The 15739-nt window shown below is 72.5% G+C and carries 16 protein-coding genes; 12 read left to right on the top strand and 4 right to left on the bottom strand.

Annotated features, from left to right (window positions below; translation table 11 throughout):
* The first annotated feature begins 9 nt into the window (after window positions 1-9).
* Complete coding sequence (locus tag AC0VXQ_RS07495) at window positions 10-996, top strand: GIY-YIG nuclease family protein (protein WP_133143338.1); 987 nt, start codon at window positions 10-12, stop codon at window positions 994-996.
* A gap of 42 nt (window positions 997-1038) precedes the next feature.
* Here the strand turns inward: AC0VXQ_RS07495 and AC0VXQ_RS07490 are convergent, their stop codons facing one another.
* Window positions 1039-1689, bottom strand: coding sequence for a mismatch-specific DNA-glycosylase (locus AC0VXQ_RS07490; RefSeq protein WP_058731343.1), 651 nt, complete (start codon window positions 1687-1689; stop codon window positions 1039-1041).
* A 64-nt stretch (window positions 1690-1753) separates the two neighbouring features.
* The gene (locus AC0VXQ_RS07485) at window positions 1754-2587 is read right to left on the bottom strand and encodes an alpha/beta fold hydrolase (RefSeq protein ID WP_058731342.1); all 834 of its coding nucleotides are present in this window, start codon (window positions 2585-2587) and stop codon (window positions 1754-1756) included.
* Between the two features lie 92 nt (window positions 2588-2679).
* Here AC0VXQ_RS07485 and AC0VXQ_RS07480 point away from each other — a divergent pair, with 92 nt between their 5' ends.
* From AC0VXQ_RS07480 to AC0VXQ_RS07470, 3 genes are read left to right on the top strand one after another with little or no spacing between them, the layout of a single operon-like run.
* Window positions 2680-3987 carry a condensation domain-containing protein gene (locus tag AC0VXQ_RS07480; protein ID WP_196825846.1) on the top strand — a complete coding sequence of 436 codons (1308 nt, stop codon included), beginning with the start codon at window positions 2680-2682 and terminating at the stop codon, window positions 3985-3987.
* A 31-nt stretch (window positions 3988-4018) separates the two neighbouring features.
* The gene (locus AC0VXQ_RS07475) at window positions 4019-5419 is read left to right on the top strand and encodes an MFS transporter (protein ID WP_081046257.1); all 1401 of its coding nucleotides are present in this window, start codon (window positions 4019-4021) and stop codon (window positions 5417-5419) included.
* A gap of 10 nt (window positions 5420-5429) precedes the next feature.
* Entirely contained in the window at window positions 5430-6824 is a 1395-nt protein-coding gene (locus AC0VXQ_RS07470) for an MFS transporter (RefSeq protein ID WP_100463115.1), read from the top strand.
* 33 nt (window positions 6825-6857) lie between these two features.
* Here AC0VXQ_RS07470 and AC0VXQ_RS07465 read toward each other — a convergent pair whose 3' ends face one another.
* Window positions 6858-7361, bottom strand: coding sequence for a phosphoribosyltransferase (locus tag AC0VXQ_RS07465; RefSeq protein WP_058731340.1), 504 nt, complete (start codon window positions 7359-7361; stop codon window positions 6858-6860).
* Window positions 7362-7398: 37 nt separating this feature from the next.
* Here AC0VXQ_RS07465 and AC0VXQ_RS07460 point away from each other — a divergent pair, with 37 nt between their 5' ends.
* Both AC0VXQ_RS07460 and AC0VXQ_RS07455 read left to right on the top strand, forming a co-directional pair.
* Complete coding sequence (locus AC0VXQ_RS07460) at window positions 7399-8211, top strand: alpha/beta fold hydrolase (protein WP_058731339.1); 813 nt, start codon at window positions 7399-7401, stop codon at window positions 8209-8211.
* A 45-nt stretch (window positions 8212-8256) separates the two neighbouring features.
* Window positions 8257-8709 (top strand): hypothetical protein, encoded by a 453-nt coding sequence (locus tag AC0VXQ_RS07455; protein ID WP_058731338.1) that lies wholly within the window; start codon window positions 8257-8259, stop codon window positions 8707-8709.
* A 22-nt stretch (window positions 8710-8731) separates the two neighbouring features.
* Here the strand turns inward: AC0VXQ_RS07455 and AC0VXQ_RS07450 are convergent, their stop codons facing one another.
* Complete coding sequence (locus AC0VXQ_RS07450) at window positions 8732-9220, bottom strand: MarR family winged helix-turn-helix transcriptional regulator (protein WP_058731337.1); 489 nt, start codon at window positions 9218-9220, stop codon at window positions 8732-8734.
* Window positions 9221-9441: 221 nt separating this feature from the next.
* Between AC0VXQ_RS07450 and AC0VXQ_RS07445 the strand changes: the two genes are divergently transcribed.
* From AC0VXQ_RS07445 to AC0VXQ_RS07420, 6 genes are all read left to right on the top strand, one after another.
* A complete protein-coding gene (locus AC0VXQ_RS07445) occupies window positions 9442-9819 on the top strand; it encodes a hypothetical protein (RefSeq protein WP_058731336.1) in 378 nt (125 codons plus the stop codon).
* Window positions 9820-10014: 195 nt separating this feature from the next.
* Window positions 10015-10911 carry a sulfurtransferase gene (locus AC0VXQ_RS07440; protein ID WP_055684489.1) on the top strand — a complete coding sequence of 299 codons (897 nt, stop codon included), beginning with the start codon at window positions 10015-10017 and terminating at the stop codon, window positions 10909-10911.
* 8 nt (window positions 10912-10919) lie between these two features.
* Window positions 10920-11366, top strand: coding sequence for a SufE family protein (locus tag AC0VXQ_RS07435; RefSeq protein ID WP_058731359.1), 447 nt, complete (start codon window positions 10920-10922; stop codon window positions 11364-11366).
* 220 nt (window positions 11367-11586) lie between these two features.
* Complete coding sequence (locus tag AC0VXQ_RS07430) at window positions 11587-12993, top strand: amino acid permease (protein WP_081101663.1); 1407 nt, start codon at window positions 11587-11589, stop codon at window positions 12991-12993.
* A 229-nt stretch (window positions 12994-13222) separates the two neighbouring features.
* Window positions 13223-14140 carry a DUF2382 domain-containing protein gene (locus AC0VXQ_RS07425; protein WP_061225764.1) on the top strand — a complete coding sequence of 306 codons (918 nt, stop codon included), beginning with the start codon at window positions 13223-13225 and terminating at the stop codon, window positions 14138-14140.
* A 137-nt stretch (window positions 14141-14277) separates the two neighbouring features.
* Window positions 14278-15717 carry an MFS transporter gene (locus tag AC0VXQ_RS07420; RefSeq protein WP_224799859.1) on the top strand — a complete coding sequence of 480 codons (1440 nt, stop codon included), beginning with the start codon at window positions 14278-14280 and terminating at the stop codon, window positions 15715-15717.
* Window positions 15718-15739 lie beyond the last annotated feature (22 nt).

Genomic DNA, 15739 nt, shown 5'->3' with positions numbered 1-15739 from the left:
ATGGGCGGCATGGAATCCAGGAGCCCGTCATCCCGCTTCACCCGGTGGGTCCTCGACGACGCAACAGCACTCGCTGCGATCCTGGAGCCGGACAGACCCAGGATGGGCATCTACATCCTCGAGTTCTCCGATGGAGAGCGCTACGTCGGACAGACCGTGGATCTGCTGTCGCGTTTCGCCTCCCACCGACGTCGCTGGCCGGGGGAGATCGTCGCGGTGAGCTTCCTGCCCGCAGAGCGGGAACGGCTCAACCAGATCGAGAGAGACGTGATCTCCCGACTCGCCGCGCAGGGGGTGTCGCTGCGCAACATCGATCTGGTCAGCCTCCCTCTGCGCTCGGATGCCCTCGACGTGCTGGTGGATCGGCAGGAGCAGGCCGAGTGGCTGGATGGACGGACGGAGCCATGCGTGATCGGGGACCGCGCAGCGTCCGCGGGGCGTCGCCGCCGCGCTCGCTCGGGGTATGAGCGGCTGCGTCGGCAGGATGCTTTCGACGACGTCGTCGCGATGCTTGCCTGCTACGTTCGGCGCTGCCTGCCCTGGCCCCATGTGACAGAGGGTCGCTTCTGGGTGATGACCGCTCTGCCCTCTACGGGGCGCCGTCCGGACTGGCGGCGGCTGGCGGCGATCAGCGTGAACAACGTGGAGACTCTGGTGATCGGGGAGGCCCTCGGGAATGGCCGATCACGGATCGAGGGATTCATCAACGTCGCTGCGGACACCGACGTCGCCGTCCTGGACCCCGGCGTTCATCAGGAGGTCTCCTACGGACCCGTCGGAGCAGTGCGGCAGATCTTCACGGATACCCCGGACGAGCTGGTCGCAGTGCTGGCTGCTCCTGAGCTCGCCGGGGGAGCGGCGCGGCTGGCGATGGGGCTGCTGCGCAAGGGACCGAGCATGTTCGCCCGGTTCCACAACGACCATCTCGCCGATGACGTCTTCTGTTCCATCGCCGAGCAGCTCGAGGAGTCCCCGGACCCCGGCGTCCACCGCTGAGATACCGTACGGCGGGCCGCCTGTCAGCGGGAACTCCGTCCGTCAGGCCAGGTCCGCCTCCCAGACGGCCCGCCACTTCTCGGCCAGGGTGTGCACGGTCTCGTGGGCGTTCAGGCCGCTGGGCTGGGGCACCACCCACAGGGCCACGTCCTCCGGCCAGTCCTCGATCTCGGCGACGTCCTGGCGGCCCAGGGCGGCCTTCGGGCGGCGGAAGGCCGTGCGGAAGGCGGTGATCCCGGCGACCGCGACCCGCTCCGGGCGGTACTCGCGCACCAGCCGCACCAGCTCGGCCGCACCGTCGCGCAGCTCCTCGCGGCTCAGCTCATCTGCACGGACGCTGGCCCGACCCACCAGGTTGGTCATGCCCAACCCCCGGCGCAGCAGATACTCCTCGTCCTGCTCGCTCAGTCCCCGCGAGGTGTCCAGGCGATACTCGGTCACCCCGGCCTCGTGCAGCGAGGGCCAGAAGCGGTTGCCCGGCCGGGCGAAGGGCGCGTTGACGGCGGCGGTCCACAGACTGGGGTTCACCCCGACGATCAGCATCCGCATCCGCCGCCCCGCGTAGGGCCCGTAGGGCAGCACGTCATCGCGGGCGTGCGGGTCATCCGTGGCGAAGCGCTCCAGGTCCGCGCGGGTGGGCTTGGCCCCGCCCATCGGGGAGGGCCGGCGGCGGGATCGGAACTCGGTGCTCATCCTCCCACCCTAGAGCGACGCCGCCGCACGACGCCGGGCGCCCGGCCCCCACCCGGCAGGTCGGCTACACAGCGGCCTCGTCGTTCCGGGCGACGTCGGCGCACAGCACCTCCGGCCAGGCGCTGACCTCCTCACGGGTCGCGGCTACCTTCAGGTCCACCGTCGGGAGGGTCTCGGCGAGAATCTGCGCCGTGGAGACCGGGTGGGCCCGGTCCCGCACCCAGGCCAGCACGGTCACGGGCACGTGCACCTGGGCGATGTCCGCCAGGGACGGCAGATCGGAGGTCCCGGCGCCCTCGAAGACGTAGGGCAGCAGCGCGGGGTCCACGTCCGGGACGGTGCGGGGGGCCTCGGGCTTGGCCGGGGGCTGCGGCCCGTCCAGCCCCGCGGTCACGAAGGCCTCGACCCCGTGGCGGCGCACCAGCTCCCCGGCCGCCCGATACTCCTCGGCCTTGCGGGCGCGGGTGGCCCACGCGGTGGGCGGCAGCATCAGGGTCAGGCCGGTGAAGCGCTCGGGGTCCCGGATCGCCGCGTACAGCAGGGTCGCAGCACCCATGGACTGCCCGACGCCGTGCACCGCCTCCCCGGGGAAGATCCCCTCCAGCAGCCGCAGCAGGTCATCGGCCAGCACGGGCCAGCGGTAGTCGCTGGGCATGGGGCGCCCGGTGGATCGCCCGTGCCCGCGGGCGTCGTAGCGCAGCAGCCGGGTCCCGCTCAGGCCCCGACCCAGATCCAGGCCGAGGGTGCGGTCCCGGGCGCGGGAGGAGGTCAGGCCGTGCAGCTGGACCACCGGGTGCCCGCCCTCGTCGCTGAGCTCCCACGCCAGCCGCGCCCCGGGGACGGGGAACCCGCCCTCCGTGATCACCGTGGCACCGCGTCGTTCCTGGTCAGCGTCCATCGCGCCTCATCTCCCGCTCTCACCCGGTCCGTCCGTCCACCGTTCGGGATGCGCTCGCGCGCCCGCCCGATGCTTCTGGTTAAGTTACCCCCATGCGCTTGACCAACATCACCCGCCTGCGGCTGCCCTTCGGGCGCCTCATGGGCTACGACGTCGCGGTCTCCGCGCCGGGCCGTCAGCTGCCGATCTCCTTCGACCAGCAGCGCCACGTCGGGGCGGGGGAGCGTCCCGGGTCCTGGATGGCCCTGACCTTCACCCTGCCGGGCCCGGTGCCGCGGGAGCGGCTCAGCGACGCCTGGCTCGCGGTCATCGCCCGACACCAGACCCTGCGCACCGTCTTCCTGCCCGGCGAGCCGGGGGAGGGCCCCCATCTGCACGCCGTGGAGGTGGGTCCCGGCGCCTGGCGCGAGCACGAGATCGCCCCCGGGCAGGAGGTCAACGCCGCCCTCGGGGAGGTCTTCGACGCCGCGTGCACCCCATACGCCCGGCCCTCGCACCGGCTGTGCGTGGTGGAGACCGCCGCCGGGCTCACGGTGGCCATCGCCGCGGACCACGCCCACGTGGACATGTGGTCCATGCTGGTGATCCTGCGGGACTTCCTGGCGGCCCTGCGGGATGCGGAGGCCTCCGCGTCCGACGCGGCGCGGACCGGGCCGCGACCCGCCGTGCTCGGCTTCCCGGAGCACACCGCGGCCCTGGAGCGGATGCCGCCCGCCCCGCCGGAGATCGCCCAGCGGTGGGCCGAGATCCTGGGGCACGCCAACCAGTCCATGCCGCGCTTCCCCCTGCCGCTGGGGGATCCCCGGCACCAGCCGGAGCGGGTGGAGGTGCGGGAGATCCTCGACGTCGCGGGGCTGGCCGCCTATGCCGCCCACGCCCGGGAGGCCGGAGTCTCCTCCCTGGCGCAGACCGTCTCGGTGATGACCCGCATCACCCGGGAGCTGGCGGGGATCCCGCTGCGCGCGGTGTTCCCCGTGCACTCCCGCTACGACGAGACCTGGCACGATTCGGTCGGCTGGTTCATCACCAACTCCGTCCTGGAATCCCCGGATCCGGAACCCGCGGCGTGTGCGGCGGCCGTGAAGGAGGCGGTGCGCCTGGGCTCCTGGCCGCTGCGGCCCATCCTGGCCCCGTGGGGCGGGATGCCGGAGACCCCGGGGATGTTCGCGATCTCCTGGCTGGACCTGCGCCGCCTGCCGGTGCAGGTGGAGAACGCGGCGAGCCTGGAGGCCCAGTACGTCTCCGCCGCGATCCGCACGGACGGGGTGATGATCTGGTTCATCCTCAGCGAGGACGGGGCGCACCTGCGCTGCCGCTACCCGGACTCCCCGCAGGCCCGGGAGTCGGTGGGCGGGTGGCTGGACGCTCTGGTGGCGGGCATGCAGGAGCTGGCCGCCTGAGACCCCGCGGCGCCGCGATACGGTGGGCCCCATGTCCTTCACCCGCCGCCTCCACGTCAAATGGGCCATCTGGGCCGTCGGGGTCGCCGCCTACCTGCTCGCCCTGATCAACCGCAGCTCCTTCTCCGCGCTGGGGCCGGTGGCCCAGGAACACTTCGGGGCCGAGGCCACCGCCCTGTCCTCCTTCGTGTTCCTGCAGCTGGTGGTCTACGCCGTGTGCCAGATCCCGGTGGGGGTGTGCCTGGACCGCTTCGGCGTCTCCTGGGTGGTGGCCACCGGGATGCTCGTGATGTCCGCGGCCCAGCTGCTGCTGGCCGCCGCCGACGCCGTCCCGGTGGCGGTGCTGGCCCGCATCCTGCTGGGTGCCGGTGACGCCTGCATCTTCACCTCGGTGGTGCGCCTGGTCGCGGAGTGGTTCACCCCGCGCCAGATGCCGGTGGTCAACCAGATCACGGGGCTGGCCGGGCAGGTGGGGCAGCTGCTGGCCGTGGCACCCCTGGCCCTGGCCGTGGGGGCCTTCGGCTGGTTCGCCGGCTTCGCCGGGCTGGCCGCCCTCGGCGCGGTGGTCCTGGTGCTGGTGGTGCTGTTCCTGCGGGAGGGCCCGGGGGCCGCGACCATCGCCGAGCGCATCACCGGGCGCGGCCGGGAGATCCTGACCACCCCGGCGCCGGTGCCCACCGACACCGGGGCGCTGATCATCACCGAGGTCCTGCCGGTGGTGGGGCCCGGCTCCTCCGGGGTGCTGCCCGCGGTGCGCTCGCTGATCCGGCGCCCGGGCATCCGGCTGGCCTTCTGGATCCACTTCGCCACGATGTTCTCCCCGGACGCGTTCCTGCTGCTGTGGGGCACCCCGTTCCTGACCGGTGGCCTGGGCTACTCCGATGCGGCCGCGCACGCGGTGCTGAACATCGCCGTGATCGCCTCGATGGTCGGGGCGCTGGCCTTCGGCCCGGTGATCTCCCGCTTCTCCGGGCACCGGGTGCAGCTGGCCCTGGGCGGGGTCGGGCTGATGGCCGGGTCCTGGATCGCGCTGCTGGCCTGGCCCGGGCCCGCGCCCTTCGCGCTGACCGCGCTGGTCGCCGTCGTGATGGCCATGGGCATCCCGCTGTCCATGATCGCCTTCGACGTCGTGCGCTCCCACGCCCCGGCCCGCCAGCGCGGGGTCGCCACCGGACTGGTGAACATGGGCGGGTTCACGGCCGCGCTGATCACGGTCCTGGGGGTCGGCCTGCTGTTGGACGCGCAGGGGGCCGGGACCCCGCAGACCTACTCCCTGCAGGCCTTCCGCGTGGCCATGGCGGTGCAGCTGCCGCTGTGGCTGCTCGGCGGGATCATGATCGCCGTGGAGCGCCCGCGGGCGCTGCGGGACCTGCAGCGGCATCGCCGCGGATCCCGCCCGCCCGAGGCGCCGCAGCCTCGTCCCGCCCCGTAGGGTGGAGCCCATGCACGAGTCCGTCCCCGCCTCCGGCATCGCCGCCCAGCCCCCGTCCAGGAAGTGGATCATCTGGTCGGTGGGCCTGGCCGCCTACCTCGTCGCGGTGATCAACCGCAGCTCCTTCTCCGCGCTGGGCCCGGCCGCCCAGGAGCACTTCTCCGCGGAGGCCACGGCCCTGTCCGTGTTCGTGGTCGTGCAGCTGGTGGTCTACGCCGGCTGGCAGATCCCCGTAGGCATCCTGCTGGATCGCTTCGGGATCAGCACGGTGATCGCCGCGGGTACCGCAGTAATGGCGGTGGGGCAGCTGCTGCTGGGGGCGACGGACAGCATCCCCCTGGCGATCCTCGCCCGCATCCTCGTCGGCTCCGGGGACGCCTGCATCTTCACCGCCGTGGTGCGCCTGGTCCAGGACTGGTTCACGCTCGGGCAGATGCCCGTGGTCAACCAGCTCACGGGCTTATCCGGGCAGGTCGGTCAGCTGCTGGCCGTCGCCCCGCTGGCCGCGCTGGTCGCGGGGCTGGGCTGGTTCGCCGGCTTCGCCGCCCTGGCCGCGGTGGGGGCCGCGGTGCTGGTGCTGGTGCTGCTGGTCCTGCGCGACGCCCCCGGGGCCGGCACCATCCTCGAGCGGATCACCGGGGCCAACCGCACCACCGGGCGGGACGTGGCCGCGGCCCGGGCGGGGCAGCGCACCGACTCGGTGGTCACGGACGTGCTCCCGGTGATCGGCCCGGAATCCACCGGGGTGCTGCCGGCCATGCGCTCGCTGGTGCGCCGGCCCGGGGTGCGCCTGGCCTTCTGGATCCACTTCTCCACGGTCTTCGCGATGCACAGCTTCATGCTGCTGTGGGGCACCCCGTTCATGACCGGCGGCCTGGGCTACCCCGAGGCGACCTCCCACCTGGTGCTGAGCCTGACCGTGGCGGCGTCGATGGCCGGGGCGGTGCTGCTGGGGCCGGTGATCTCCCGGTTCTCGGCCCACCGGGTGTGGATCGCGGTCGGCGGGACGACGGCGATCCTGCTGTCCTGGGTGCTGGTGCTCGCCTGGCCGTGCTCCGCCCCGGTGCCGGTGATGAGCCTGGCCGTGGTGTGCACGGGCCTGGGCGGGCCGCTGTCGATGATCGCCTTCGACGTCGTGCGCACCCACGCCCCGGTGCGCCAGCTCGGGGTGGCCACGGGCCTGACCAACATGGGAGGGTTCACGGCCGCGCTGACCACGGTCCTGCTGGTGGGGGTCCTGCTGGATGCGCAGGGCGCCGGGACCCCGGAGACCTACTCCTCCGCGGCCTTCCGCTGGGCGATGGCCGTGCAGGTGCCGGTGTGGCTGCTGGGCCTGACGATGATGCTCATCGAGCGACCCAAGGCCCGCCGGGAGCACCTGAAGCGGCTGCACCGGGCCCGCTGAGCACCGGACGGGACCGGGCAGGAGCGGGCGGGGTCAGGAGCGGGCGGTGACCGGGGGCTCGGCGGACCAGGGGAACACGATCCACTGGTCGGTGCGCTTCCACACGTAGTCGGGGGAGACCACCGAGCGGGGCTTGGAATAGATCACCGCGGAGCGGACCTCGGCGTCGTAGCGCTGCAGCAGCTGGACCACCAGGGCCAGGGTGCGCCCGGAATCCGCGACGTCGTCCACCACCAGCAGCCTCTTCCCCGCGATGGACTCGGTGTCCAGCATCGGGGCCAGCAGCACCGGGTCCGGCAGGGTCTCGGCGACGTCCGTGTAGAACTCCACGTTGATCGCGTCCGAGAGCTTCACGCCCAGCGAATAGGACAGCGCCCCGGCCGGCAGCAGCCCGCCGCGGGCCACCGCGATGATGATGTCCGGGACGAAGTCGGAGTCGGCGATGGTCTGCGCCATCTGCCGGGAGAAGGTGCCGAAGGCCTCCCAGGTGAGGATCTCCTTCTCGGTCAGCTCTGCGGAGTCTGCGTGATAAGCCATGGGAAGAGTGTAGACGCCGGGTCGGTACCCTGGAGCCATGAGCACCTCCGCCGCCGTCGACCCCGCCGCCGTGCACCTGGCCTCCACCCGGGTGGGCTCCGGGCCGCGGCGCGTGGTGTTCCTGCACGGGCTGTTCGGGCGCGGCCGCAACTTCACGAGCATCGCCCGGCAGCTGGGCCAGGAGTGCACGAGCCTGCTGGTGGACCTGCCGGATCACGGCGCCTCGGACTGGGTCCCGGAGATCTCCTACCCCCTGATGGCCGACGCCGTGGCGGCACACCTGCGGGCCGACTTCGCCGCCGATGGCCCCGTGGACGTCGTCGGGCACTCCATGGGCGGGAAGACCGCGATGCAGCTGGCGCTGCGCCACCCGGATCTCGTGCAGCGCCTGGTGGTCATGGACATCGCCCCGGTCCAGCCGCGCGAGACCCGCGGGAACTCCGCCGAGCTGCTGGACGCGCTGCTGGGCCTGGACCTGCAGACCCTGGGCTCCCGGGCCGAGGCCGACGCCGCCCTGCAAGCGGCGATCCCGGCCGACGGCGTGCGCTCCTTCCTCCTGCAGAACCTGCGGCGCGGGGCCGAGGGCTGGGCGTGGCAGCCGGACCTGCGCGGCCTGCGCGAGCGGCTGCCGGTGCTCATGGGCTGGCCCGACACCGACGCCGAGCCGTATCCGGGTCCGGTCCTGTGGATCACGGGGGAGCGCTCCGACTACGTCACCGCCGAGGACCGGGAGCCGATGGCGGCCCTGTTCCCGCGGGTGCGCCGGGTGGTCATCAAGGGCGCCGGGCACTGGGTGCACGCGGATCGCCCGGCCGAGGTGCTCTCCGCCCTGCGCGTCTTCCTGACCTGACCCGCATCCCCCGACCGTCCCGTCCCACCCCGAAGGAGCATCCCCGTGGCCCTGTTCGCCTCACCCCGCATGTCCCTGACCGTCGACCTGCCGCAGGAGCCCGTCCCGGCGGAGCCTGCGGACCCGGAGATGCCGGAGGATCCCTTCGCCGAGCCGAAGCCGGCCCCGAGCCCGGAGTCCCTGCTGATCGCGCTGCGCTCGGAGGAGGCCACCGCCCTGCTGACCGAGCAGAACTGGGCCCCGGCGGAGCAGGCCGCGGATCTCACGGTGCGGGTGGGGGTGCGCCGCTACGTCTACCCGGTCCCGGAGCAGCCCGGGGCGAGCATCGAGTACGTCGCTCTCGGCGAGGGCTCGGAGCGGGGACGGGTGCAGATGATCCTGCGGGTGCCGCGGCGCACGGACGCGGACGGGGCCAGGCGGGCCCTGCGCGGGCTGGCCCGGCTGCTGGAGCGCACCCGCGGGGTGCGCGCGCAGCTGACGGGGCTGGGCCGGGACTGAGACCGCCGACCTCGCCCGATGCTCAGCCGAAGGCCGCGGTGACCTCCCGGAGGAATCCGGCGACGACGCGGCGCTGCTCCTCGGTGAGCCGCTCGGCGGCGGCGAGCATCTGCTCGTGCATCCGCGCCAGTGTGGCGCGCACCTCGCGGTCCCCGCGCTCGGTGGGCACCACCGCCACGGAGCGGCGGTCCTCCGGGTGCGGCACGCGCTCGGCGTAGCCGTCCCGGATCAGCCGATCCACCAGCGCGCTGGTCGAGGCGGCCGTGATCCCCAGGGCCACCGCGATGTCCTTCTGGCGCAGGCTCGCGCCGCGGGACTGGGCCGCCAGCAGGTGGCGCAGGGCCTCGATGTCGCGCTCGCCCATGCCCATGTCCCCGCGCACGCGGGTGCGCATGGCGGTCTCGTGGCGGCGGTAGGTGCGCAGCAGGTTCAGGACCTCGACGGCGGTGATCTGGCCCGGCTCGCGGTACCAGTACCCGCTGGGGTCGGCCTCATCCGCGCTGCCCTGCATGCCTCCGCCTCCTCTCGCGCCGAGCCTCACCCGGAATCTGCGTGATCCCCGCGGAGCACTCCGCCCCGGGGGTCCTCGCCGGGTGCCGCCCCGCGAGACTGTTAGGATAACCAACAGTTAGGATACGATACCAAGCAGACGTCGCGGCCACGGCCGGGCGTCGCCGCCTTCGGAAGCCCTCCGCGGTGTGGAAGCCGCACCGCGACCCCAGGGAGCCCAGCATGACCGAGACCATCCGCGAGGAGCTCGCCGCCGAACCCCGCCCCCACGAGCTCTCCCGGGAGGACCTGCTCCTGCTGCTGTCCCGGGCAGCCGCCCGCGGGATCTCCGTGCGCCCGGCCGTGCACCGGGCCGAGGTCTCCTTCACCGGGCGCCCCGGCGCAGAGCGCGTGGTCATCGAGCTGCTCCTGGCTCCCGGAGAGGACCGCGAACGGATCCTGCGGGAGGCCCGCGAGGAGATCATCCCAGCGCTGGAGGCCATCCTCGGCGAGCCGTTCCTCAGCGCGGACGTCCACTACACTCGGGAGACGCTCCCGGATGCGTCAGCGGATCTCTCGCGCATCGGCTCCGGGGCGGGGACCGGGCTGCTCGCCGCCTGAGCGCGACCCCTCCTCGGACCTCCGCTGACTCCCGGGCGCTGATCTGCCCGATCGCCCGAAGCCGGGGGATCGGCGGACTCCGGAGGTCACCGGGCAGACGCTCGAGCACGCGCCGGGGGAATAATGGTCGGAGAGTCGGCCGTTCCAGGAGGTGAACGGCCCGTCCGCACAGCCCAAGGCAACGGAGGAATTACTGTGACAGCGCCCATCGAGAAGAACGAGAAGTTCGCCGAGTACGCGCACCCGGAGCGGCTGGTCAGCACCGCGTGGGTGGCCGAGCACGGCGGCGACGACGGCGTCGTCGTCGTCGAATCCGACGAGGACGTGCTGCTCTATGAGACCGGGCACATCCCGGGTGCCGTGAAGATCGACTGGCACACCGAGCTCAACGACCCCGTCACCCGCGACTACGTGGACGGCGAGGGCTTCGCCGCCCTGATGTCGCGCAAGGGCATCACCCGGGACACGACCGTGGTCATCTACGGGGACAAGTCCAACTGGTGGGCGGCCTATGCCCTGTGGGTGTTCACCCTCTTCGGCCACGAAGACGTGCGCCTGATGGACGGCGGCCGCGCCAAGTGGCAGGAGGAGGGTCGGGAGATGACCACCGAGACCCCGCGGCCGCAGGAAACCGACTACCCCGTGGTGCAGCGCGAGGACGCCCCCGTGCGGGCCTACCTGCCGCAGGTGCGCGAGGCCATCGGTACGCTGCCGCTGATCGACGTGCGCAGTCCCCAGGAGTACACCGGGGAGCGCACCCACATGCCCGACTACCCCGAGGAGGGGGCCCTGCGCGGCGGGCACATCCCCACCGCCCGGTCCGTGCCCTGGGCCCGGGCGGCCAACGAGGACGGCACCTTCAAGACCGCCGAGCAGCTGCGCCGGATCTACCAGGAGGAGCTCGGGCTCAGCCCGGATCAGGACATCATCGCCTACTGCCGGATCGGGGAGCGCTCCTCGCACACGTGGTTCGTGCTCCAGCACCTGCTGGGCTTCCCCACCGTGCGCAACTACGACGGCTCCTGGACCGAGTGGGGCAACGTGGTCCGGGTGCCGATCGTCAAGGGCGAGCAGCCCGGAGAGGCCGCGTGAGCGCGGGCATGACCCAGCCGAACACCGATTCCCTGCCGCCGGCCCTGGCCGAGATCGTCCGGGACTTCGCCGAACTGGCCCCGCAGGATCGGCTGCAGCTGCTGCTGGAGTTCAGCAACGGGCTGCCCGCCCTGCCGGAGCGCCTGGCGGATCATCCCGAGCTGCTCGAGCCTGTGCCGGAATGCCAGTCGCCGATCTTCCTGCTCACCGAGGTGGAAGACGGGGTGGTCCACCTGTTCTTCTCCGCGCCGCCGGAGGCTCCCACCACCCGCGGCTTCGCGGGGATCCTGCAGGAGGGTCTGGACGGGGCGGATGTGCAGACCGTGCTGTCGGTTCCGGGGGATCTGGCGCTGCGGCTGTCCCTGACCGAGGCGGTCAGCCCCCTGCGGCTGAACGGGATGAGCGGGATGCTGACCCGCATCCAGCGGCAGGTCAGGGAGAAGTCCCAGGGCTGAGCCGCGGGCCGAGGGCTGCCGCATCCGGACCGGCGAGCCTGCGACGGGCCGCGGCGTCGGCAGGCGGTCTCCCGAGGCCGGAGTGCGCTCCTTCACGGTGGTAGCCTGAACTGACATCTCAGGCCTGACCGATCGGGGAGACACCGTGGCCACACAGACGCAGCCGGTTTCCGAGGCGCGCACGGAGGAGGGCCTCAAGCGAGGCCTGCACTCCCGGCACATGCAGATGATCGCGATCGGCGGGGCGATCGGCACCGGCCTGTTCGTGGCCTCCGGCGGCACGATCGCCCAGGCCGGGCCCGGTGGTGCGCTGGTGGCCTACGCCGTCATCGGACTGATGGTGCTGCTGCTCATGCAGTCCCTCGGCGAGCTGGCCGCGCACCTGCCGGTGGCCGGCTCCTTCCAGACCTTCGCCCACCGCTACGTCTCCCCGTCCTTCGGCTTCGCGATGGGCTGGAACTACTGGTTCAACTGGGCGATCACCGTGGCCGCGGAGCTGGTGGCCGCCGGCATCGTCATGGCCTTCTGGTTCCCGCAGGTGCCGGGCTGGGTGTGGGCGGCGGCCTTCCTGGTGCTGCTGACCGGGCTGAACGCCCTCTCGGCCCGCGGATACGGGGAGTCCGAGTTCTGGCTGGCCGGGATCAAGGTGGTCGCGGTGATCGTGTTCCTGATCGCCGGGGTGCTGATGATCTTCGGCGTGCTGGGTGGGACCTCCCCGGGCTTCGCCAACTGGACGACGGGGGAGGCCCCGTTCAAGGGCGGGGTGCTCAGCATCATCTCGGTGTTCATGATCGCCGGGTTCTCCTTCCAGGGAACCGAGATGATCGGGGTGGCCGCCGGTGAGGCGGAGAACCCCCGCCGGGACGTGCCCCGGGCCCTGCGCACGGTGTTCTGGCGCATCATGCTCTTCTACATCGGGGCGATCGTGGTCATCGGCTTCCTGCTGCCGTACACCGACCCGAACCTGCTGGCCTCGGACGCCTCCGAGGTGGCCTCCTCCCCGTTCACGCTGGTCTTCGAGCGGGCGGGGATCGCCTTCGCCGCCTCGCTGATGAACGCCGTCATCCTGGTGGCGATCCTCTCCGCCGGCAACTCGGGGCTGTACGCCTCCACCCGCATGCTGCTGAGCCTGGCCCGGGACGGCCAGGCACCCCGGTTCTTCGCCAAGGTCAACGACCGCGGCGTGCCGATGCGCGCCCTGATGGCCACCTCCGCGGTGGGCCTGATCGGCTTCATCGCCTCCCTGTTCGGACAGGGCGAGGCCTACACGTGGCTGGTGAACATCTCCGGGCTGTCCGGGTTCATCGTCTGGGTGGGGGTGGCGGTGTGCCACTTCCGATTCCGCCGGGCCTACCTCGCCCAGGGCGGGAAGCTCTCGGACCTGCCCTACCGGGCGCCGCTGTTCCCGCTGGGCCCGCTGGTGGCCTTCACGCTGTGCATCGTGGTGATCCTGGGGCAGAACTACGAGGCGGTCTTCGACGGCGAGCTGCTGAAGGTCGCCAGCTCCTACATCGGCCTGCCGATCTTCCTGGCCGTCTGGCTGGGACACAAGGTGCTGACCCGGGACCGGTTGGTGCCCCTGGACCAGGTGGACATCTCCGGGGCCGAGGACCTCGCCAAACGCTGACCCGTCCGGCTGCCATGCCGGCGCCGCCGTCCCGGTGCGGTGGTCTCTTACCACGTCAGATCGCTCTTCCGGTCATCCTGCGCGTTCGCCCTGAGGTGCTGCCCGGGTGTTGACCGGGTCACCGCCCGGGCATAGGTTGAGGGCACGGTAGGCGTTGCCCGGACCCATCTGGGGACCCGACCGTCGCGGACCGTCCGGTCCGCGCCGCGAATGACGAGAGGGTCATGAGATGACGAACCACAGCAGCATCGAATCCCTGCGCAGCGCCACCGTCTACGGCAGCGACGGCGAGAAGATCGGCCGGGTCGGGGAGATCTACCTGGACGACCAGACCGACCAGCCCACCTTCGCCACCGTGCACACCGGCCTGTTCGGCACCAAGGAGACCTTCGTCCCCCTGGACCGGGCCCAGACCACCGACGAGGGCATCACGGTGCCCTACGAGAAGGACTTCATCAAGGGCGCCCCGACCATCGACGACGATGGCTCGCTGAGCCCCGAGGAGGAGCAGCGCCTCTACGAGTACTACTCCATGGACTCCGGGACGCGCCGCGACGACGCCGCCGCCGAGACGCAGGCGCAGACCCGCGGACGCGATCACACCGGCACGGCGGGCACCGCGACCGATGACCGCGCCGCCGCAGCCCACGACGGGCACACCCCGGCCGAGGAGCGTGCGGCCCAGCAGCGCGGCACCGCGGTGCAGAACGGCACCGACGGCGTCGCCGCCGACACCCGCGGCGGGCAGACGGCGGGGACGCAGGACGTCGTCGCCCACGAGGAGCGGCTGCGGGCCACCGGGCAGGCCGAGCGCCGCGAGACCGGGCGGGCCCGTCTGCGCAAGCACGTGGTCACCGAGACCGAGACCGTCGAGGTCCCCGTGCGCCGCGAGGAGCTGCACATCCAGCGCGAGAGCATCGACCCCGATTCCCCCGAGGCCAAGGTCGGCGCCGAGGACGCCTTCACCGGCGACGGTGAGGAGACCGTGGTGACCACCTACGAGGAGCGCCCCGTGGTGTCCACCGAGACCGTCGCCACCGAGCGGGTGAGCCTGAACAAGGAGGCCACCGAGTCCACCGAGCGCGTCTCCGGCGAGGTGCGCAAGGAGGAGATCGAGGTGGACGAGGACGGCCGTCCCCGCCGCTGAGCCCTCCGGCCGCCCGCCCCGCTTCCCGCGGCGCGGGCGGCCCCAGGCCCAGACCCCGTCGGACCGCACAGGTCCGGCGGGGTCTGCGCCTGTCCGCATCCCACCAGCACCGCACCCCATCCCGGGAGAAACTCACCGTGCCCTCCACCCCGAGCAGCAGCGACCATCCCGGCCAGCCTGCGGACCCGGAACCCCTCCGGCCCGCAAGCCGCGGCCCCGCAGGATCCCGGGAGATCGATGCCTTCGCCCAGATCGACGCCGCCGCCCTCACCGGGAGGCAGCGATCCCTGATCCTCCTGGCCGTGCTGGCCAATACGGCCGAGTTCTTCGACATGTTCCTCATCGGGTTCATCGTCTCGGACCTGACCAAGCCCTGGGGGCTGACCTTCTGGCAGTCTGCGCTGGTGCTGCTGGCCTCCGGGATCGGCACGATGATCGGCGCGATCCTGTGGGGGAGGGTCTCCGACGTCATCGGGCGCCGGCGCACCCTGGTGGCCACGGTGCTGATCTTCACGGTGTTCACCGGGCTGTCCGTGCTCACCCCGGACGGCGGGTGGGCCCTGCTGGTCGGGCTGCGCCTGCTGGTGGGCATCGGGGTGGGCGGGCTGAACATCGTCTCGATCCCGTGGATCCAGGAGTTCGTGCCGGCTTCCCGGCGCGGGTGGCTGTCCGGACTGGCCTCGGTGTTCATCCCGGTGGGGCTGCTGCTGGGCTCGGTGAGCACGTGGCTGCTGCTGGAGCCGCTGACCTGGCGCGGGCTCATGGCGCTGGGGGCGACGCCGATCCTGCTGGTGGTGTGGATCCTGCGGGTGCCGGAGTCCCCGCGCTTCCTGGCCGCCCGGGGTCGGCAGGACCAGGCCCGGGCCGCCGTCGCCTGGGCCCTGCGCCTGCCGGTGGAGCAGGTGGCACCCGTGCCGGCCGGTGAGCCCGAGCCCGAGCGTCCCGCGCCGTATCGCGAGATCCTCACCCGTCATCGCTGGGTCCTGGCGATCGTCGCGGTGGGCACCTTCTGCTTCGTCACCGGGTCGGTGACCGTGCAGTCCTGGGGCCAGACCCTGCTGGTGCAGGTCCAGGGGATCACCCCCGCCCAGGCGGCCCGGTGGTTCATCGGGATCTCCCTGGCCTCCCTCGTGGGCCGGCTCGCCGCGGCGCGCCTGGCCGACGTCGTCGGCCGGCGCCCGGTGCTGCTGGTGTGCGGGCTGGGCGGGGCCGCGGCGAGCCTGTGGGCCGCGCACGCCGGGTCCGCTCAGCTGGGCCCGGTGGGGGTGTTCTATCTGGCGATGGCGGCGATCATGCTGTTCGGCGACGGCGCCTTCGGCATCCTCAACGCGTACGGGGCGGAGCTGTTCCCGACCCCGGTGCGCGCCAGCGGCTTGGGCCTGGGCTACGGGCTGGGCGCCTGCGGGAAGGTCGTGGGGCCGATGCTGCTGGCCCTGGTCTCCGGCTCCGGGAACCTCGTCAGCCCGGCGGCCACGCAGGCCGCGATCACTCCGGCCTTCACGATCATGGGGGCGCTGCTGGGCCTGGGCGGGCTGACCTACCTGCTGGCACGCGAGACGGCCGGCACCCGTCTGTGAGCGGGTGCCGGCCGTCGAGGCC

It is taken from the genome of Rothia sp. QJM3NY_36, assembly GCF_056173115.1.
Note: the sequence above shows the minus strand (reverse complement) of the source record. Positions and strands in the feature narration are given on the sequence as shown.